General features: G+C 63.4%; 18 protein-coding genes and 1 tRNA gene. 12 read left to right on the forward strand and 7 right to left on the reverse strand.

The features are described from left to right. From VN004_RS14030 to VN004_RS14045, 4 genes are all read left to right on the forward strand, one after another. A partial coding sequence (locus tag VN004_RS14030) for a hypothetical protein (RefSeq protein ID WP_325611116.1) occupies nt 1-216 on the forward strand: 216 nt, incomplete at its 5' end. Next, complete coding sequence (locus tag VN004_RS14035; protein WP_325611117.1) at nt 198-467, forward strand: SEL1-like repeat protein; 270 nt, start codon at nt 198-200, stop codon at nt 465-467. The genes VN004_RS14030 and VN004_RS14035, both read left to right, overlap by 19 nt. A 101-nt stretch (nt 468-568) precedes the next feature. Next, nucleotides 569-661 (forward strand) — tRNA-Ser (locus VN004_RS14040). 445 nt (nt 662-1106) lie between these two features. Next, nucleotides 1107-2582 (forward strand): porin, encoded by a 1476-nt coding sequence (locus VN004_RS14045; protein ID WP_325611120.1) that lies wholly within the window; start codon nt 1107-1109, stop codon nt 2580-2582. 118 nt (nt 2583-2700) lie between these two features. On the opposite strand, the gene VN004_RS14050 is transcribed toward VN004_RS14045, so the two are convergent. After that, nucleotides 2701-3609 (reverse strand): alpha/beta hydrolase, encoded by a 909-nt coding sequence (locus VN004_RS14050; RefSeq protein WP_325611122.1) that lies wholly within the window; start codon nt 3607-3609, stop codon nt 2701-2703. A 48-nt stretch (nt 3610-3657) separates the two neighbouring features. Further along, the gene (locus VN004_RS14055) at nt 3658-6075 is read right to left on the reverse strand and encodes a lytic transglycosylase domain-containing protein (RefSeq protein WP_325611126.1); all 2418 of its coding nucleotides are present in this window, start codon (nt 6073-6075) and stop codon (nt 3658-3660) included. 269 nt (nt 6076-6344) lie between these two features. Between VN004_RS14055 and dapA the strand changes: the two genes are divergently transcribed. After that, on the forward strand, nt 6345-7235 hold the full coding sequence (dapA, locus tag VN004_RS14060; RefSeq protein WP_325611129.1) for a 4-hydroxy-tetrahydrodipicolinate synthase: 891 nt from the start codon (nt 6345-6347) through the stop codon (nt 7233-7235). A gap of 12 nt (nt 7236-7247) precedes the next feature. Further along, complete coding sequence (gene smpB / locus VN004_RS14065; RefSeq protein WP_325611132.1) at nt 7248-7721, forward strand: SsrA-binding protein SmpB; 474 nt, start codon at nt 7248-7250, stop codon at nt 7719-7721. 90 nt (nt 7722-7811) lie between these two features. Here the strand turns inward: smpB and VN004_RS14070 are convergent, their stop codons facing one another. From VN004_RS14070 to VN004_RS14080, 3 genes are all read right to left on the reverse strand, one after another. Beyond that, nucleotides 7812-8537 carry a superoxide dismutase gene (locus VN004_RS14070; RefSeq protein ID WP_325611134.1) on the reverse strand — a complete coding sequence of 242 codons (726 nt, stop codon included), beginning with the start codon at nt 8535-8537 and terminating at the stop codon, nt 7812-7814. A gap of 266 nt (nt 8538-8803) precedes the next feature. After that, entirely contained in the window at nt 8804-10207 is a 1404-nt protein-coding gene (locus tag VN004_RS14075; protein WP_325611136.1) for a porin, read from the reverse strand. Between the two features lie 499 nt (nt 10208-10706). After that, nucleotides 10707-11927: a tyrosine-type recombinase/integrase gene (locus VN004_RS14080; RefSeq protein WP_325611138.1), complete on the reverse strand. Its 1221-nt coding sequence runs from the start codon at nt 11925-11927 to the stop codon at nt 10707-10709. Between the two features lie 209 nt (nt 11928-12136). On the opposite strand from VN004_RS14080, the gene VN004_RS14085 reads away from it, so the two are divergent. Beyond that, a complete protein-coding gene (locus tag VN004_RS14085; protein ID WP_325611142.1) occupies nt 12137-12421 on the forward strand; it encodes a helix-turn-helix transcriptional regulator in 285 nt (94 codons plus the stop codon). Here the strand turns inward: VN004_RS14085 and VN004_RS14090 are convergent. Both VN004_RS14090 and VN004_RS14095 read right to left on the reverse strand, forming a co-directional pair. Next, nucleotides 12418-13134: a uracil-DNA glycosylase gene (locus VN004_RS14090; protein ID WP_325611144.1), complete on the reverse strand. Its 717-nt coding sequence runs from the start codon at nt 13132-13134 to the stop codon at nt 12418-12420. The genes VN004_RS14085 and VN004_RS14090 overlap by 4 nt on opposite strands. Next, nucleotides 13112-13750 (reverse strand): NYN domain-containing protein, encoded by a 639-nt coding sequence (locus VN004_RS14095; protein WP_325611146.1) that lies wholly within the window; start codon nt 13748-13750, stop codon nt 13112-13114. Before VN004_RS14095 ends, VN004_RS14090 begins: the two co-directional genes overlap by 23 nt. Nucleotides 13751-14114: 364 nt before the next feature. Here VN004_RS14095 and rpoZ point away from each other — a divergent pair, with 364 nt between their 5' ends. The 5 genes from rpoZ to lepB all read left to right on the forward strand — a co-directional run bounded on the left by rpoZ (nt 14115) and on the right by lepB (nt 19239). Then, nucleotides 14115-14501: a DNA-directed RNA polymerase subunit omega gene (gene rpoZ, locus VN004_RS14100; RefSeq protein ID WP_325611148.1), complete on the forward strand. Its 387-nt coding sequence runs from the start codon at nt 14115-14117 to the stop codon at nt 14499-14501. A 420-nt stretch (nt 14502-14921) separates the two neighbouring features. Next, nucleotides 14922-17120, forward strand: a complete 2199-nt coding sequence (locus VN004_RS14105) for a bifunctional (p)ppGpp synthetase/guanosine-3',5'-bis(diphosphate) 3'-pyrophosphohydrolase (RefSeq protein ID WP_325611181.1) — start codon at nt 14922-14924, stop codon at nt 17118-17120. 80 nt (nt 17121-17200) lie between these two features. Beyond that, nucleotides 17201-17965, forward strand: coding sequence for a pyridoxine 5'-phosphate synthase (locus VN004_RS14110; protein WP_325611151.1), 765 nt, complete (start codon nt 17201-17203; stop codon nt 17963-17965). Beyond that, the gene (gene acpS / locus VN004_RS14115; protein ID WP_325611154.1) at nt 17962-18375 is read left to right on the forward strand and encodes a holo-ACP synthase; all 414 of its coding nucleotides are present in this window, start codon (nt 17962-17964) and stop codon (nt 18373-18375) included. Before VN004_RS14110 ends, acpS begins: the two co-directional genes overlap by 4 nt. 111 nt (nt 18376-18486) lie before the next feature. Next, nucleotides 18487-19239: a signal peptidase I gene (gene lepB / locus VN004_RS14120; protein WP_325611156.1), complete on the forward strand. Its 753-nt coding sequence runs from the start codon at nt 18487-18489 to the stop codon at nt 19237-19239. The last annotated feature ends 12 nt before the right edge of the window (nt 19240-19251 follow it).

Below are 19251 nucleotides of genomic sequence, written 5' to 3' on the forward strand. Positions count from 1 at the left end.
GTAACCGGCATCGCAGAAACATCGATTTTTCCGGCATTTTTGCGATATCGCGCCATCGATTCGCGTGCGCGCTTAACGCTCGATTCATCGCGACGTTTAAACCGCTATTCAAATTTTCCGCGACATCATCGCGTCGTCCGATTGGGGGACGTCACATCCGCCGGCACAGGCGGAAGAGATGATGACAGGGGAAAATCATGGCTCGCTTTGAATTGAATGCGCCGGAAATGGTTGCGTTGGGGGAGGGGCCCGTCGCGGCCGATCTCTTCTATGAGCTCGGCATGCGCTATTCCGTCGGCAATTCGGTTCCGACGGATCTCGTCGCGGCCCATAAGTGGTTCAATATCGCTGCGCTGAAAGGCAGCCAGGACGCCATTCGGTTGCGGCAGGAAATCGCCGCGAGCATGTCGGCTGCGGAGATCGCCGCGGCTCAGCGCGCCGCGCGGGACTGGTTGACCGCGCACTGACGGTCTTCCGCGAGAATATTGACGCTCTTTCGCAAGGATTCGGCCGCACGGAGCGGTTCCCGGTTGCCTGGGGCACCAGTCTTGGGCATATCCGGGGGGCTGGAGACGTGGCCGAGTGGCTGAAGGCGGCGGTTTGCTAAACCGTTATACGCTCTCAAGGCGTATCGAGGGTTCGAATCCCTCCGTCTCCGCCAGCGGCCGATTCTCTCTCTTCTCACCCTTTTCGACGGCTTCGAAGGAACCCCCGAGGGGGTTCCCTGGGCGGGCGCGTCGCGCAACGTCCCCGGAAGCCGAGGACGGGGTCGCGTCCCGCGCGATGTTAAAATTTAATAGAATCAATACCTTAAAGGCAGTTTTAAGGGTTCCAGGGCCAGCCTTCGACTGCGTGCCATTTGTGCAACACGGCCTTGAAAACAATCGAAACTGCCTGTGCATGAGGCGTTTGCAGATTGCGCGGCAAGGAACGTCGGGTAATCTCAACCTCGCGACGGAGGGGGCGTCCCCAAGTCGTGCTGCTCGGCTATCTCTCGGGGGAATTCGAAGGAGAGCCAAGCAGTTCGCGGGGAATAGGGGAACCTCTTAGGGTGAAATCACCCAGCGGAGTCTGAACCCTCCCTAAAGCAAACTTGGAGGTTCAACATGAAGATGGTGAAAAGCCTTCTCCTCGGCTCCGCTGCCGGACTTATGGCAGTTGCTGGGGCGCAGGCGGCCGATCTTCCCGTAAAGGCCAAAGCGGTCGAATACGTGAAGATCTGTAGCCTGTATGGCGTCGGCTACTATTACATTCCGGGTACCGACACCTGCATCAAGATCGGCGGCTATGTCCGTTTTGAGTCGTATCACAACGAAGTCGGCGGCCATTACGCAGACCGTACGCCGGGTGGTTTCCCCGCCGGGTATTTCACCCGCGGAAGCAACACCTTCGGCATGCAGGCCCGCTTCCGCCTGACCGGCGACATTCGCACGCAGACCGAATACGGCACGCTGCGCGCCTACTTCGCCTTCGGTGTTAACGCCCTCAACATGGGCTCGACCCAGGGCGCCAACCTGACGACCAACGCGGTCGCGATGGAGCGCGCCTTCATCCAGTTCGCCGGCTTCACCATCGGCCGGTCGGATACGTTCTTCGCCTTCTATAACGGCGCTGCCTACGGCCTCGTCCCGATGTTCACGGACGGCTCCTCGGGTCCGGCGGGTCACAACGTGTTCGCCTATACCTGGCAGTTCGGCAACGGCCTGTCGGCCTCGCTCTCTGCCGAAGACTCGGCCGCACGGATCAAGCCGGTGGTCGATCTCAGCGCCACCGATCTGTTCAGCGGCGTGTCTGATCGTAGCGGCACGAAGGTTCCGGACATCGTCGGTAACCTGCGCGTCGATCAGGCTTGGGGTTCAGCCCAGATCATGGGCGGCTTGGCCCAGGTGTCGTCCCAGTACTTCGCTGGGGCTCCTGCTGGTGCCTGCCTCGGCAACGACACGTCCTGCGGCCATAACAGCGACAAATGGGGCTGGGGCGTTGGTGCAGGCTTGACCCTGAAGATGCCTTGGGATGCCAAGGACACGCTGTCGGGCGTCATCGCCTATGCCAAGGGTGCGACGGGCTTCGTGACCCATGCCAACGGTCAGAACTTCGTTCACAAGCAAGGCGTTGCTACGGGCGTCATGACTGACGCGGTGTTCGCTAATCCCGGCGTGATTGCCGGATATGATGGCGGACTGGAGCTGACCGAGGCTTGGGGCGGAACGATTGCCTTCGAGCATTACTGGACGCCGAGCCTGCGGACCTCATGGGTGTTCGGTTACATCAAGACCGAATACAGTGACACCGCGAAGGCCCTGATTGCCCGGGGCGGCGCATGCGACGTCGGCTCGCGCTTCACTGCGGTCACGTCTTGCGATCCGGACTACTCGTACTGGCGCCTTGCGTCCCGCACGATGTGGAACCCGGTTGCCAACCTCGATATCGGTGTCGAAGTGGCCTACAACAAGGTCGACACCGCCTTCGGTGGAGCCGCCTCGTTGGTTGGCGCAAACGGTCTCGCTCCCGGCGTCTACGCTGTCGAAGACCAGAGCTACTGGTCGGGTGCGATCCGCGTGCAGCGCAGCTTCTGGCCGTGATCTGACGATCATTGCCTGATCTGAACGAACCCCCGGCCGAAAGGCCGGGGGTTTCGCTTTGCGGGATGGCTTGATTGAAGCCGGACCCGCGACGTCGCAGACCGGTTTGATACGGCGATTAAATCCTATGGCCGGCAGCGTGGTCGCAGCGCAGGACAAAGTCCGAGATCGCGGCTAACACCCGCGGCTCCGCCAGGAGCGGCGGGTGCCCCTGATCCGCAACGTCGAGAACCTCGAGGCCGGGCCGTCGGCTGCACATTTCGGCTACCGTTTCCGCGGACAGAATGTCGGACAGACCGCCGCGGATGACCATCAGCGGCACCTGCGGCAGCGAATCGAATTGCGGCCACAGGTCCGGGATTGGCTGATCCGGGGTGAGGTCGTTGAGCGTTTCGCCGATCCGCTGATCGTACCGCGCGACAAGGCCGTCGGCGCCTTCCCGCCAGCTGCGATCGGCCCAGGCCCGCCAATCGGCCATGGTCAGGTTCGGGAATTGCGCGCCGAACAGATCCCGCACGATCTCCGCAGCCTCGGTCATGTTCTTCGGAACCGGGATTCGGCCGGCATAGGACTTGATGCGCATCAGGCCATCGCGCTCGATCAGCGGCCCGATATCGTTGAGAATCGCCCCTGCGATCGCGGCGGGCTGCGCCGCAGCCATCAGCATCGTCAGGATGCCGCCCCGGGATGTTCCAAGGAAGATAGCGCGCTCGATTCCGAGCGCCGCCACGACCGCGATCACGTCGGCGAGTTCGATGGCTGGGTTGTAGTTGCGCCAATCCGGATCGTAGGCCGAGCGACCGCGGCCGCGTAAATCCATGGCGAATACGGTTCGGGGATACCGTGCATCGCCCGCAAGATGACGCGCGATTGGCTCGAAATCCGCCTCGTTGCGGGTCAGCCCCGGCAGGCAGAGGACCGGCAACAGGCCGGCTTCCGCAGCCGGCCGGTAGCGACGCACATGCAATTGCAGGCCGTCCGGCGCGGCGATGGAGAGGCTTTCGGCGGCGGCGGCCAGGACAGGCATTCCCAAAGTGTAGCGGGAGACTTCCGGTCCCGGCAAACCTCGGAACGCTTAGTTCTCGGCGGTGCCCCGTCGCAGGTCGGCTTCGATCATCAGCTTTTGCGAGGCGCCGAAGCGGACACGATAGACCTGCATGTTCTCCATGACCCGTTGCACGTAATTGCGCGTCTCGGAAAACGGGATGCGCTCCACCCAATCGATCGGATCGATCTTCGGGTCGCGCGGATCGCCGAAGCGTTCGATCCATTCGCGGACGCGGCCGGGGCCGGCATTGTAGGCGACGAAGGTCAGGATATAGGAGCCGCGATAATTCTGGATCGCGTGGCCAAGCTCGGCCGCGCCGATCTGAACGTTATAGACCGGGTCATAGAGCTTCTTGGCGTCGAAGGCGATGCCGAGGCGCTTGGCGACCAGTTTCGCTGTCGTCGGCAGGACCTGCATCAGGCCTTGGGCATTAGCGCTCGATCGCGCCTTGGGATTGAATCCGCTCTCCTGGCGCGCGATCGCATAAGCCACATGCGGCTCGACATGCGAAACGCGCGGCAGCCCGGCGACCGGGTAAGCGTAATGCTCGAAGGGCAGGCCACGGCTGACCGCGGTGCGGCCGAGCAGCGCCAGCGTGCGCGCGTCCCCCTTGCGCTCGGCAAGAGCGGCGACGGCCGCGAGCCCCGCCGGATCAACCGCGCGATCCGCCATGTCGGCAGCTGCGGAGGCGACGAGGTCGCGTTCGTCGATCGCGTAAAGGATTTCCATCGCCCGCACGATCTCGAGCCGTTGGGCCTGCGGATGCGCCGGCGGCGGTGGCGGCAGGCGCAGCTCGGAGCCGCCCAGACGCGCATGCGCAATCTGGCCATAATAGGTGCTCGAGAAACGCGCGGCGCGTTCGTAGTGGCTGCGGGCTTCGCCGTTCTGGCCGAGCGCCTCGCACGCCCGCGCGTACCAGTAATAGCCGCGCGACAGGGACGCCGGGTGTTCCGCCACCTGGATCGTTCGCGCGAAAAGCGGCTTGGCGGTTGCCGGATCGTTCAGAAAGCGAAACGCGATCCAGCCGGCGGTGAAATGCTGTTCGACGCGCCCGCCTTCCTTCTCGGGCATCGCCGCCTCCCTGGCGATCCGGAACGCCAGCCGCGCCTCGCCGGCATCGAGCAGCTTGCGCGCGAGCAGGCGCCGCTCTTCCCACCATTCGTCAGGATCGTGGATCGCATTGGCTGCGGTCGACGCAGCGAGCATCGTTTTCGCCGCCTCGTCGAGCTGATCCGAACGGCGCAGGAAACGCGCGCGCGCCAACAGATAGGCCGGATCGTTGCGCGCTTCGGCCGGGACCGCCTCGAGCGCCGCCTTGGCTTTCGCGGACTTGTCGCCGACCGCCACATAGGCGCGCGCGATGGCAACCTGCGTGGCCCCGAGGCGCTGCGCCGCGCGAAGCGCCGCGCCTTCGTCGTCGGCGTAGAGCCGCCGGTCCATGCGCGCCTTGTGATCGCCGCCCGATAGAAGGGAGCCGAAGGCGTCGAGCACCTGGCGCTCCATGTCGGCAGTCAGGGAATCGTTGCGCCAGGTATCGCGGACGAGCTGCTGCGCCTTCGCGCGATCGCCCTGATCGAGCAATGACCGCGCGAAGACGAGCTTGCCTTTCGCGGTGAGCGGCGGGTTCACCGCGAAATAGCGGCGAGCGACCGCATCGTTGATGCTGTTCTGGTAGAGCGCGGCTTCGGCCTTGCGGCGAAATTGATTGATGTTGGGCCAGCCGGGATTCTCGGCGGCAAAGCCGGCATAGCGCTGGAAGTCGAAATCGTCGGTCTCGGCGCGCAACACCACCCATTCGATCAGCTTCGTGGCGACAGGATCGGTCGTGGTCGCGGCCACGGCGGTCGCCTCACTGTTTCGGCCCTTGCGCGTCAGTTCGATCGCCTTTTTGACCGCGGCGAGGGTGTCGGCTGAAGTCGGAGCTGCCGGCGCAAGCGCGACCGGGATCTGCGTTGCCGGCGATTGCAGCGACGCTTCACGCTGAGGCGCGGCGGCAACGGGCGCTGCCGGCGCTGCTCGCTGCGGACCAGTCAGGGTCGCCGGGAGAATCGGGGCGGTTCCGATCGGTGTCGGAAATGCGCCCACAGCGGTCGCGCTCTCGGCCGGACGGCGCTTCGGCAGGGGGACATTGGCCGCGCTCGGCTTTGCGGCGCCGGCCGATTTCGATGCAGCCTTCTTGGCGGGCGCCTTGCTTGCGCCGGTCGACTTCTTCTGCGCGCCTTTTGTGCTCTTCTGATCCGCAGCCTTCTGATCAGCAGCTTTCTTCTGATCGGCCTTCTTCTGATCAGCCTTTTTGGCCGCCTTCTTGTCGGCAGCCTTTTGCGACTGAGAGCTGGCCTCGCTGCCACCCGATTTCGCCTCGGGTGCGGCCTGAACGGCAGCCGCTGCGGCCAGCAGCGCGGCGAGTCCGACCATCGCGGCCGGGAAAGAGCATTTGCGTGTCAAAATCGAAACCCCCGCCTACCGAATCGGATGGTGCGACTCTGCTATTGCCCCGAATAAGCTGAGGAACCGTTTACCGTACCGCAACAGCTCCCTGCCATCGGAAAGCGGCGAGACCGCGGCGCGGCGGGGATCACCGCCGTATGTGCGTTTCTTCAAGAACATTCGCTTTAACGCCCCCGGCTGACCGGCTATTGATCCCTCGGACCGGTCGCGCCGGGCGCTCGCGACAGTCGGGGTTAATTCGGAAATACGAAGGCCGGAGTGGAGAAATGACAGCAAACGGGAAGTTCCGGGGATCCTTTACCGCTCTCGTGACTCCGTTTCGCGACGGTGCGCTCGACGAACAGGCCTTTCGCGATCTGGTCGAGTGGCAGATCGCCGAAGGGACCGACGGCCTCGTCCCCTGCGGGACCACGGGGGAAAGCCCGACCCTGTCCCATGAGGAACATCACAAGGTCGTAGAATGGTGCGTCGATCAGGCGCGCGGCCGGGTGCCGGTGATCGCGGGCGCGGGCTCCAATGCGACATCGGAAGCGGTGGCGCTGGCGCGGCATGCCGAGGCCGCTGGCGCTGACGCGGTCCTCGTGGTCACGCCCTATTACAACAAGCCGACACAGGAAGGCATGATCCGCCACTTCACGGCGATCAATGACGCGATCGGGATCCCGATCATCATCTACAACATCCCGCCGCGTTCGGTGGTCGACATGTCGGTCGACACCATGAAGCGCCTGTTCGAACTCAAGAACATCGCCGGCGTCAAGGATGCGACCGGCAATCTCGCGCGGGTCTCGCTGCAACGCCAGGCGATGGGCGATGACTTCATCCAGCTTTCGGGCGAGGACATGACAGCGCTGGCCTTCAACGCCGCCGGCGGTCACGGCTGCATTTCCGTGGTGTCCAATGTCGCGCCCGCCTTGTGCAAGCAGCTCCAGGAACTCACCCTGGCCGGCAATTACAGCGAAGGCCTGAAGGTGCAGGACCGTCTCGTGCCGCTGCACCACGCGATCTTCATGGAGCCGGGCCTCGCCGGCGCGAAATGCGGATTGTCGCTGCTCGGCCGCGGCAACGAGGAAGTGCGGCTTCCGCTGCTGCCGGTGACAGCCGGCACCAAGGCCGCAATCCGCGACGCCATGGTGCATGCCGGCCTGTTGAACTAGGCCGATATCTGGATGGCAGTCGCGAAAGAGCGCCCGCTGAAGGTGGTCGCCGACAACCGCAAGGCGCGTTTCAATTACGAAGTCGGCGAGACGCTGGAAGCGGGCCTTGCGCTGACCGGCAGCGAGGTGAAGTCGCTGCGCGCCGGCAAGGCCACCATCGCGGAATCCTACGCCGATGCGCGCGACGGCGAGATCTGGCTCATCAACGCGACGATCCCCGAATATCAGCAGGCCGGGCGCGACAATCACGCCCCGAAACGTCCGCGCAAATTGCTGCTGCACAAGCGCCAGATCAACAAGCTGATCGGCGCGGTCGAACGGCAGGGCTTCACCGTCGTGCCCCTCAAGCTTTATTTCAACCCCAAGGGCCGCGCGAAAATCGAGATTGCGCTGGCACGCGGCAAGAAGCTGCACGACAAGCGCGACACGTTGAAAAAGCGAAGCTGGGATCGGGAGCGCGGCCGCCTGCTGCGCGCGAAGGGCTGACCCTACGATGCTGGCGATGACCCGCGGCGCCGGTCAGCGTCCGCGGGTCAGGGATGTGCCGCCCAATTGGGGACGAGCGGCTGCATCTGATCAGCCTTTGGCGGTCTTGTAGTTCGCCGCGGCCTTGTCCCAGTTGACGGTATTCCACCAGGCTTTGAGGTAATCGGCGCGGCGATTCTGATACTTCAGATAATAAGCGTGCTCCCAGACATCGACCCCCAGGACTGGCTTGGCTCCAAGTTCGAGCGGCGTGTCCTGGTTCGCCGTGCTGATGACGTCGAGCTTCTTGTCCTTGTCGACCACGAGCCATGCCCAGCCCGAGCCGAAACGACCACCGCCCGCGGCATTGACCTTGTCCATCATCTCCTTGGTGCCGCCGAACGCGCTGTCGATGGCGGCTTTCAGATCGCCGGACGGCTCCCTGGCGCCGCCGGGCGTCATCAATTCCCAGAAGAAGGTGTGATTCCAGTCGCCGCCGACATTGTTGCGAACGCCGGTCCGGATGGCGTCCGGGACCTTGCTCAGGTCGGAGAGGATCTGTTCGATCGGCATCTTGCCGAGCTCCGGCCAGCGCGCGGCGAGCTGGTTGGCGTTGTTCACATATGCGGCGTGGTGACGATCATGGTGGATCTCCATGGTCTGAGCGTCGATGTGAGGCTCGAGCGCCGAGAAGGCATAGCCAAGCGGCGGCAGCTTGAACGGACCCGCGGGCTGAGCCGGCGCTGTTTGCGCGAACGCGACCGATCGCGAGAGGCCGCCTGCGGCGATGGCGCCCACGGCGCCGGCGATCAGTCTCAGACTTTGGCGTCGGTTCATTGCGGTCTCCTCATTCGCGCGTTTGGTGCCCGGCCCGGTCCGCGCCGGTGTCATCGCGGCTGCGTAGCCGTCTTTGATTACGGTTCGCAGCTTATAAGGTTTCGTGATGCGAATGAGGTCGGTCACACGGAAGTGACGGAGACGCGCGCTCGTCTGTCTAACGTCCAACTGTGAAGCGGCGGCTCCCGGACTTCACGACACGTCGCAAAGCGAAACCCCCGGCCTTTCGGCCGGGGGTTCGTTCAGATCAGGCAATGATCGTCAGATCACGGCCAGAAGCTGCGCTGCACGCGGATCGCACCCGACCAGTAGCTCTGGTCTTCGATCGAGTACTTGCCGGGAGCAAGACCCGGCGCATAGCCGGTCGGAGAGCCGTTCAGGAAGGCCGAGCCAGCGAAGGCGGTGTCGATCTTGTTGTAGGCAACTTCGACGCCGATATCGAGGTTGGCAACCGGGTTCCACATCGTGCGGGACGCAAGGCGCCACAGCGAGTAGTCCGGATCGCAGTTGGTGACCGTGGCTCCCTTGAAGCGCTGACCCGCACCAACGCACTGGCCGGAAGCGATCAGCTGCTTTGCCGTATCGGTGTATTCAACCGACAAGTAGCCGAACACCCAGGAGGTGCGCAGGCTCGGGGTCCAGTAATGCTCGAAAGCAACCGTACCGCCCCAGGCTTCCGTCAGCTCGAGACCACCGCCGTAGCCCTTGATCTGACCCGGATTGGCGAACACCGCATCGGTCAGCGCGCCGTTGCCGAGGCCGTCGCCCTTATGGACGAAGTTCTGGCCGTTGGCATGGGCCACCAAGCCGGTCGCGCCCTTCGCGTAGGCGATCACGCCCGACAGAGTGTCCTTGGCATCCCAAGGCATCTTCAGGGTCAGGCCGCCGCCGACGCCCCAGCCCCATTCATCACCAGGATGGAAGCAGTCGGTGGTGTTGCCGGTTACAGCAGGGACATTGCAGGAGGCCGTCGGGTTGTTGGTGTAGTAGTTCGCCCGAACCGCCGAGAGACCGCCCATGATCTGAGCAGAACCCCAAGCCTGATCGACGCGCAGGTTACCGACGATGTCGGGAACGAAGTTTCCGGCGCGATCGGTTGAGGTGGTGAACAGATCCATTTGGTTGAGATCAACGACTGGCTTGGTCCGCGCGCCGGAGTCTTCCAGCGAGAGCGAGGCCGACAGACCGTTGCCGAACTGCCAAGTATAGGCGAACACGTTATGACCCGCCGGACCCGAGGAGCCGTCAAGGAACATCGGGACGAGGCCGTAGGCGGCGCCGTTATAGAAGGCGAAGAACGTATCCGACCGGCCGATGGTGAAGCCGGCGAACTGGATGAAGGCACGTTCCATCGACAGCGTCGTAGCCACCGCACCGCCAGACGTTCCGCCGACGTTCAGCGCGTTGACGCCGAAGGCGAAGTAGGACCGCAGGGTGCCGTATTCGGTCTGCGTGCGCACGTCCGCCGTCATGCGGAAGCGGGCCTGCATGCCGAAGGTGCTGGCGTTGCGGGTGAAGGTGCCGTCGCCTGCGCTCGGGATGCGGTCGGCATAATGGCCGCCGGTCTCGTTGTGGTAGGCTTCGTAACGGACATAGCCGCCGATCTTGATGCAAGTATCGGTGCCTGGGATATAATAATAGCCGACGCCGTACAGGCTGCAGATCTTCACGTATTCAACTGATCTCCTCCTGTCCGGCCCTGATTGTTGAGTGGAATCAACCACTAAGCTGTCGATCCGGCTGTCGTTTTACAGCCGAATCCCAGCGGCCGGACAGGGGATGGACTGGGTGCCGGAGCGCACGACCAGAGCCGGATTTGCTTTTATTCCTGCGGTCATATCGTCGCAGGCAGGCACGTTGCGCGGCCGCGCGCCCCTCGGCCGCTCTAGGGATAGCCTAGGAAGGTCGTCTTCATGCAGCGATGCAGCGCGCCCCGCGGATTGCTGCACCGGTGACGCCGCGCGCGCGCGTGCGAACACGGGGCGACCCGCGCAAGCTGCGTCAGCGATTGTCAGATTGGCAAACGGCGATATTGCCGCATGCGTGCAACACGCGTGCGAGCGGGAAAATTCGCGCTGCGATGGAAGGGCGGGCGCTAACGGCGCAACAACCGGTCGGAAGACGAGTCGAAACGGACGGCCGAGGTTGTCCGGCCGGCGGGACGCGGCGTCAGGAAGCGACGCCGCTCGCTGGAACGGTGTTGAGGTTTGCCGACGGGGCAGGGGAGCCCGGATCCGCCGAGCTTGCGATCACCGTGGCGGCGACTTCGGCGGCCTGGTTGAGCGTTTCCTGCGCGAGATGTGCGTAGCGTTGCGTCGTTCGTGGCTGGGTGTGTCCGAGCAGGCCCTGAACGACGTAGAGCGATACGCCTTCGTTCACGAGGAAGCTCGCGAACGAGTGACGCAGATCGTGCAACCGCAGATCGTCAAGGATCGCGCGCTGCTTGATCCGCGTCCATGGAAAGTGGAGCGAGGGGCTGGGCTTGCCGGTCACGGGCGAGGGGAAGATGTAAGGATTATCCCCCTGGCGCGGGATCGAGCGCAGCAACGCCATGGCGCGGCCGTTGAGCGCGATTGCGCGCGGCTTTCCGGTCTTGGACACCGGCACCAGAAGGGTGCGCCGCTCCCAGTCCACATACTCCCATTTGGCATGGGACACTTCGTTGCGGCGCGCGCCGGTGAGCAGCAGCAGCATGATGGTCTGCGCAGCGGTGCGGTTCTCGTCGACATTGATCGAGGCGATCAGCCGCTTGGTTTCTTCGGGCGTCAGGAAGCGGTCGCGCTGGACATCGGGCGCCGTGTTCAACCCGTAGGTCGGGTTGTCGCGCACGCCCGGAATCTTCCATTTCCGCGCCAGGTTGAAGATGAAGCGCATCAGGATCAGCACCCGGTTGGTGGTGCCGCTCGCGTAACCCTTGTCGCGCATCCGCTGGATCAGGTCGGCGATTGCGTCTCCGGTGATCTCGTCCATCGGACGCGAGCCGAGCACCGGCAGGATATGCACGCGAAACACCGTCTCGTCGGTGCGCCAGCTCCTCTTGTAAGCTTTGACGTGCGGCAGATATCGGTCGCGGACCAGCTCGGAAAGCGTTGGAATCTCACGCAATTCCCGGCGCCTCGCCTGTGGATCGGCGCCGAGCAGCGCCTGCGCGAGAATGACGCGCGCCTTCTTGCGGGCCTGGTCGAGCGTGAGCGCGTCCGCGGGACCGATCTTGTACTGCCGCTCGCGGCCCCGCTCGTCGGTATAGCGCTGGTAGAAAGTCTTCCCGCCCGAGCGACGGACTTCGAGCATGAAGCCGCGCTGCTCGGTGTCGAAATAGTCAACCTTGGCTTTGTCGGGATCGCACGTTGCGCGTTCGATGAAGGGCTTGGTGAGGGTGACTTTGGGCATGACACTCTGCACGACAACTCTGATGAAGTAGATGTCACTACAGATGACATTTCATCGTCAAGCCATTGTAATTCAAAGGATATTTTAGACGACAACTTTGTCGTGTGTGACGAAATGCGCGTCGCTTTTGGTGCCGAATTTGTCGCAAACTATGACATCCCCCTGGAGCAACAATGATCGGCGGCAACCGACGCAAAAAATTTTCTGTGGTGCCGAACATCGCCGCGATGAATGAAGAACGCCGCGAATTCGCCGCCAAAGTTCGTGCCGCTCGCGCGCTGCTCGGCTGGAGCCAGGCCGAGCTCGGACAGCGTGTGGGGGTCACCCAGCGCTCGATCAACAGGCTGGAGCAGGCCGGCGTGGATGTGCGCCGTTCGACCGCGGTCGCGATCGAGGGCGTTCTGCGCGATGAAGGAATTTCCTTCGAGATGGTGCCGTCGGGGGGATTTCGAATCCTCGTGCAGCCGCGCCGGCACAGGCTCGGTCGCGACTAGATCGCATCCGACCTTTCGGGCGCTGGCATTGTCGCGCCTTCGCGATCGATCAGAGCGCGCACATCGGCAAACACCGCGCTGAACATCTGCGGCGTCAGCACGCCGGTATTCGTGTTGTAGCGCGAGCAGTGATAGCTATCGAACAGCCTGACATGGCCGATGTCGCAGCTCAGGCCATGACCGAATTTCACCGCCGACTTTCGCATGCCGAGCGCGGTGACGACCGCGTCATGCGCGATGCGGCCCAATGCGACGATAGCCCGCAGCTCGCTCATCTCCGCGATCGTCGCTGCAAGAAACGTCCTGCAGGTGTTGATCTCGGCCGGGGTCGGCTTGTTCTCCGGCGGCACACAGCGCACCGCGTTGGTCACGCGCGCATCGACGAGCTCGAGCGTGTCATCGACGCGCGCCTCGAATTGACCGCGCGCGAATCCGAACTCCTTCAGAGTCCCATACAGAAGGTCGCCGGCATAATCGCCGGTGAAGGGCCGTCCGGTCCGGTTGGCGCCCTGCAATCCGGGGGCAAGTCCGACAATCAGCAGCCGTGCCGAGAGCGGGCCGAACGAACTGACCGGCGCATTGAACCAGCCAGGTTCGCGGTCCCGCCACTGCGTGCGGAATCCAACCAGCCGCGGGCAAAGCGGGCAGTCGCGTCCCGGCTTGCCACTGTCCCGAATGAAGGCCGGATTCTCAGTCCTCGAAGTCGTCGCCATCGGGGCCGATCGTCGCGCGTTGCGTCGGCCGCTGCAAAAACTGCGGCGTATGCTGACGGGGCTCCCGCGGCTCGCGGGCAGGGCGCTCCGAGGGATCGCGACCGATCTTGCTCTGCAGGGCGACGATGTCGATGAATTCGTCAGCCTGGCGGCGGAGTTCGTCGGCGACCATGGGAGGCTGCGAGGACATGGTGGACACCACGGTCACGCGAACGCCGCGGCGTTGCATCGCTTCGATCAGGCTGCGGAAATCGCCGTCGCCTGAGAACAGCACCATGTGGTCGATATGGCCTGCAAGTTCCATGGCATCGACCGCGAGTTCGATGTCCATGTTGCCCTTGACCTTGCGACGGCCGGTCTGATCGACGAATTCCTTGGTCGCCTTGGTGACGACCGTGTAGCCGTTGTAGTCGAGCCAATCGATCAGCGGACGGATCGAGGAATATTCCTGATCCTCGATGATCGCGGTGTAATAGAACGCGCGCAGCAAATAGCCGCGCGACTGAAACTCGCGCAGCAGACGCTTGTAATCGATATCAAAGCCAAGAGATTTTGCGGTGGCGTAAAGGTTGGCGCCATCGATGAAAAGCGCAGTCTTTTCAAGATTCGATCCCATTGTGGGTTCTTGTCCTTCTTGTTTCTTGTTCTGCCGGGATGGCAGCATCTTTCGTTAACGATGTCAGCGCGGGTGTTTCACAATGACCGCAGAGCTTTTATGGCTGCCCGAGGCAGACTGGCGGAGACGGTACGAAGCGCTTGCAGATCGGCGAAATTTGACGAGTCGATCACGAAATTTGTCAGTTTCGATGCAATAGCCGAACGCGGGCTTTGTTCCGCGGTCGTTATCAAGGTTGGGCTGCGGCTCCAAGTGAAAACCACGAGACAGTCGAGAGTAATTTATTTCTTGCGATTTTGCAGGTCCGCAGGTACCAACGCGAACAATTCCCGTTTGATAAGCCCGTTTAAGGAGTGACAAGCCCATGGCACGTGTCACCGTCGAAGATTGTATCGACAAGGTTGAGAACCGCTTCGAACTCGTCCTTCTCGCGAGTCACCGGGCCCGCATGGTCTCGTCGGGCGCTCAGATCACCGTCGATCGCGACAATGACAAGAACCCCGTCGTGGCGCTGCGCGAGATCGCGGAAACGACGATCTCCCCCGGCGACCTGAAGGAAGACCTGATCCACTCCCTCCAGAAGTATGTCGAAGTCGACGAACCCGAACCCGAGGCTCCGCTGATCGGAACCTCCGGTTCGGTGGATGCCGACGACACCGACGTCGCCATGGAACACATGAGCGAGGAGGAGTTGCTGAAGGGTCTGGAAGGGCTGACGCCCCCCGAGGCCCAGCCGGAAGAAGAGGAATAGAGGCGATCTGCTCAAAAGGCCCGGCGAAAGCCGGGCCTTTTTGTTTCCGGGCCCCGGCCTGGCCTTGCAGGTGCCGCAAGATGCCGTGATATATCTTGCGGGTCAGGATTCCTCGTGCCTGGACGTTCCGTTGCCACCAGCGCGCCTGCGGGTGCGGGGATCGCTGGCCGCAGCCCGGACGGCTTGGTGCATGCTGGAATTGACTTGTTGGACCATGGAGTTCCTGCGGACTGACCCGCAGCTTCGACGCGTCGGACCAGGGGCCGGCATAGCCGGCCGGAGTGAGTGATGGCCCGGTCGAACCCAACGCTGCCAAGGATGCAGAACCAGTCGCGGACCCGCGCGCCACTGGATCTGACCGGCGCGGCGTTGCCACAGGCCATCCAGGAAAAGCCCAAGCCCGCGGCGCCATCAAAGCCGATGATGCGTCAATACGAGCTCGTCGAGCGGGTACGGCGCTACAATCCGGACACCAACGAGGCGCTGCTCGATCGCGCCTATGTTTACGCGATGAAGGCGCATGGCGAGCAGAAGCGCGCCTCGGGCGACCCGTATTTTTCGCATCCGCTGGAAGTCGCCGCGATCCTGACCGATCTCAAGCTCGATGACGCAACGATCGCGGCCGCGCTGTTGCATGACACGATCGAGGACACGCCGGCGACCCGCGCGGAAATCGATGAATTGTTCGGCCCGGAGATCGGCGTTCTGGTCGAGGGGCTGACCAAGCTGAAGAAGCTCGACCTCGTCACCAAGGAAGCCAAGCAGGCCGAGAACCTGCGCAAGCTGTTGCTTGCGATTGCCGATGACGTGCGCGTGCTGCTGGTCAAGCTCGCCGACCGGCTGCACAACATGCGAACGCTGCATCATGTGCCGGTGGCGACGCGGCGGCGGATGGCGGAAGAGACGCTCGACATCTATGCCCCCCTGGCCGGGCGCATGGGCATGCAGGAAATGCGTGACGAGCTGGAGGATCTGTCGTTTCGCGAACTCTATCCCGATGCGTATCTGGTCGTCACCGAACGGCTCCTCACGCTCGGACTGCGCAACAAGGATCTGATCATCGACATCGAGCAGCAGCTGACACGCAAGCTGGCCGATCGCGGGATCGCCGCCAAGGTGAAAGGGCGGCAGAAGCGCGCCTATTCGATCTGGCGCAAGATGGAGCGCAAGTCCGTCGGCTTCGAGCAATTGTCCGACATCTTCGCCTTCCGGCTGATCGTCGGCGATGTTGCCGAATGCTATCAGGCGGTCGGCGTGATCCACACTACCTGGCCGGTCGTGCCCGGCCGCTTCAAGGATTACATCTCGACGCCCAAGCAGAACGACTATCGCTCGATCCACACCACGGTGATCGGGCCCGGCAAGCAACGCGTCGAATTGCAGGTGCGCACGCAGGAGATGGATGACATCGCCGAATACGGCATCGCGGCGCACGCGCTCTACAAGGATGCGACGCTGTCGCCCTCCGAAATGCTGTCGCGCGAGTCCAACGCCTATGCCTGGCTGCGGCGCACGATCGAATTGCTGTCGGAAGGCTCCAACTCCGAAGAATTTCTGGAGCACACCAAGCTCGAATTGTTCCACGATCAGGTTTTCTGCTTCACCCCGAAGGGCAAGCTGATCGCATTGCCGCGTCATGCAACGCCGATCGATTTCGCCTATGCCGTCCATACCGATGTCGGCAACATGGCCGTCGGCGCCAAGATCAACGGCAAGATCGCGCCGCTCGCGTCCGAGCTGCAGAATGGCGACGAGGTCGAGATCATGACTTCGAAGGCGCAGAAGGCGCCGCCGGCGGCGTGGGAATCGATCGTCGTCACCGGCAAGGCACGCGCGGCCATCCGGCGCGCCACGCGCGTTGCGGTGCGCGACCAATATGCCGGCCTCGGCCGCCGCATCGTCGAGCGCCTGTTTCAACGCGCCAAGAAGGAATATTCCGACGAGAAGCTGCAAGGGGCGCTGTCGCGGCTCGCACGATCCTCGATCGAGGAGGTCATGGCGGCGGTCGGCCGCGGCGAGATGAAGGCGTCCGACGTCGCCCGCGCCATGTATCCGGATTATCTCGAGGAACGCGCCGCGCTCGCCGCGCCCAAGGGCGACGGCACCTGGTACGGGCTGCGGCGGGCGAAATCGGTGAAGGCGAAGGTACCGGCGGCCGAAACGCCGGGAGCAATCCCGGTCCGTGGCATCAACAGCGATCTGCCGGTGCGCTTTGCGCCGATTGGGGGCGCGGTGCCGGGCGACCGGATCGTCGGCATTCTCACGCCGGGCGAGGGCATCACGATCTATCCGATCCAGTCGCCGTCCTTGCAGGAATTCGAGGACCGGCCGGAGCAATGGCTGGACCTGCGCTGGGATGTCGACGAGCACGAGCCGCAGCGCTTCCCGGCGAGGATCGTGGTGGAATCTGTCAACGAGCCGGGCACCCTCGCGCAGCTCGCGCAGGTGATTGCCGAGAACGATGGCAACATCGACAACATCAACATGGCGCGGCAATCGCCCGACTTCACCACGCTGACCATCGATCTCGAGGTCTATGACCTCAAGCACCTGACGGCGATCATCGCGCAACTGCGCGCGAAGCCGGTCGTGGCCCGTGTCGCGCGGGTGAACGGCTGAGGTCCGCCCGCGACGGGCAGGGCGCTTGAAAGATCGCGATCGGCAAGGGATACAGGTCGCAGAACCAGGGCGAGATGAACTTGGCAGCAGCACCACATCTCAGGCTTGGCGTGAACATCGATCACGTCGCGACCATCCGCAACGCGCGCGGCGGGCTGCATCCTGACCCGGTGCGCGCGGCGAAGCTTGCCGTCGCGGCCGGCGCCGATGGCATCACCGCGCATCTGCGCGAGGACCGCCGCCATATCCGCGACGAGGACATGGCGCGGCTGAAGGCCGAGATCGACAAGCCGCTGAACTTCGAGATGGCCCCGACGGAGGACATGATCGCGATCGCGCTGCGCACGCGTCCGCATGCCGCCTGCCTCGTGCCGGAGCGGCGCGCCGAGCGGACCACCGAGGGCGGTCTCGATGTTGTCGGTCAGCAAGCCCACATCGAACAGGCGGTGAGGACTCTCGCAGGAGACGGAATCCGGGTCTCGTTATTCATCGCCGCCGATCGCGAACAGGTCGAGGCCGCCCATGCGGTTGGTGCGCCGGTGATCGAACTGCATACCGGGGCGTGGTGCGAAGCCCTGGCCGATGGGGACGAGGAGCTCGCTGTCCGCGAGTTCGAGCGGATCCGCAATGCCGCTGCCGAGGCCGCGAGCCTTGGCCTCGAGGTCCATGCGGGTCACGGACTGGATTACGCCAGTGCCGCAACCATCGCCGCCCTGCCGCAAGTCGTCGAACTCAACATTGGACATTTCCTGATCGGCGAAGCGGTGTTCGTCGGTCTCGACGCCGCGGTTCGGACCATGCGCGCGGCCATGGATCGCGGCCGCAAGAGCGCAGCCGTGTCATGATCCTTGGTCTTGGCTCCGATCTCGTCGACATCCGCCGCATCGAGAAGGTGCTCGAGCGCCATGGCGACCGCTTCATCCAGCGCATCTTCACCCCGGTGGAAGTGGCCAAGGCGGAACGGCGGGCCACCCGGATCGACACCTACGCAAAGCGCTTCGCGGCCAAGGAAGCCTGCTCGAAGGCGCTGGGCACCGGGTTCCGCCACGGCGTGTTCTTCCGCGACATGGGCGTCGTGAACCTGCCCTCCGGCCGCCCGACCATGAAACTCACCGGCGGGGCGCTGAAGCGGCTGAACGAAATAACGCCGCAGGGCTATGAGGCGCGGATCGATGTCAGCCTGACCGACGAATATCCGCTCGCACAAGCGATCGTGATCATTTCGGCGGTGCGCAGCGGCACGTCGCCGGAATAGATTTTTTCAACTCTTTCAGTATGATGGCTGTGCTTCGCGGTTTCGTTGCGAAGCGCCAGCCCAGCCGCTACAAGGGCCCGCCAGCGCGATTTTTTTCCGGACATGAGGCCCATGAGCGTGACCAGCAGCAAGCGCAAGGAAAGCGGATTCGGTGAGACCGTCCGCGTCATCGTGCATGCGCTGATTATCGCGCTCGTCATCCGGACCTTCCTGTTCCAGCCCTTCAACATTCCGTCCGGCTCGATGAAGGAGACGCTGCTCGTCGGCGACTATCTCTTCGTGTCGAAATTCTCCTACGGTTATTCGTCCTACTCCTTCCCGTTCTCGCCGCCGTTGTTTTCCGGCCGCATCTTCGGATCGCCGCCGGACCGTGGCGATGTGGTGGTGTTCCGGCTGCCGAAGGATGACTCGACCGATTACATCAAGCGGGTGATCGGCCTGCCGGGCGACCGGATCCAGATGAAGCAGGGCCTGCTGATCATCAACGGCGAGCCGGTCAAGCGCGAGCGCATCGGCGACTATATCGAAACCGAGGAAGGCGATCGCGCGATCCGCGTGAAGCGGTGGCGCGAGACGTTGCCGAATGGCGTGACCTATACGACGCTCGATCTGCAGGACAACGGATTCTACGACAATACGCAGGAATATGTCGTGCCCGCCGGTCATTACTTCATGATGGGCGACAATCGCGACAATTCGACCGATAGCCGCGTGTTAAGCCAGGTTGGGTACGTGCCGTTCAGCCACCTGATCGGCCGCGCGCAGATCATTTTCTTCTCGGTGGCCGAAGGCGAACGCGCATGGCAGATCTGGAAATGGCCATGGTCGGTCCGCTGGAACAGGATCTTCAAGATCGTGCGATGAACCGTGCAGCCG

Origin of the sequence: Pseudorhodoplanes sp. (assembly GCF_035565855.1) — a bacterium.
GTDB lineage: Bacteria > Pseudomonadota > Alphaproteobacteria > Rhizobiales > Xanthobacteraceae > Pseudorhodoplanes.

Coding starts and splice junctions, on each gene's coding strand:
- VN004_RS14035 (WP_325611117.1), top strand. CDS start 198: ATGGCTCGCTTTGAATTGAATGCGCCGGAAATGGTTGCGTTGGGGGAG.
- VN004_RS14045 (WP_325611120.1), top strand. CDS start 1,107: ATGAAGATGGTGAAAAGCCTTCTCCTCGGCTCCGCTGCCGGACTTATG.
- VN004_RS14050 (WP_325611122.1), bottom strand. CDS start 3,609: ATGCCTGTCCTGGCCGCCGCCGCCGAAAGCCTCTCCATCGCCGCGCCG.
- dapA (WP_325611129.1), top strand. CDS start 6,345: ATGACAGCAAACGGGAAGTTCCGGGGATCCTTTACCGCTCTCGTGACT.
- smpB (WP_325611132.1), top strand. CDS start 7,248: ATGGCAGTCGCGAAAGAGCGCCCGCTGAAGGTGGTCGCCGACAACCGC.
- VN004_RS14070 (WP_325611134.1), bottom strand. CDS start 8,537: ATGAACCGACGCCAAAGTCTGAGACTGATCGCCGGCGCCGTGGGCGCC.
- VN004_RS14080 (WP_325611138.1), bottom strand. CDS start 11,927: ATGCCCAAAGTCACCCTCACCAAGCCCTTCATCGAACGCGCAACGTGC.
- VN004_RS14090 (WP_325611144.1), bottom strand. CDS start 13,134: ATGGCGACGACTTCGAGGACTGAGAATCCGGCCTTCATTCGGGACAGT.
- VN004_RS14095 (WP_325611146.1), bottom strand. CDS start 13,750: ATGGGATCGAATCTTGAAAAGACTGCGCTTTTCATCGATGGCGCCAAC.
- rpoZ (WP_325611148.1), top strand. CDS start 14,115: ATGGCACGTGTCACCGTCGAAGATTGTATCGACAAGGTTGAGAACCGC.
- VN004_RS14105 (WP_325611181.1), top strand. CDS start 14,922: ATGATGCGTCAATACGAGCTCGTCGAGCGGGTACGGCGCTACAATCCG.
- acpS (WP_325611154.1), top strand. CDS start 17,962: ATGATCCTTGGTCTTGGCTCCGATCTCGTCGACATCCGCCGCATCGAG.
- lepB (WP_325611156.1), top strand. CDS start 18,487: ATGAGCGTGACCAGCAGCAAGCGCAAGGAAAGCGGATTCGGTGAGACC.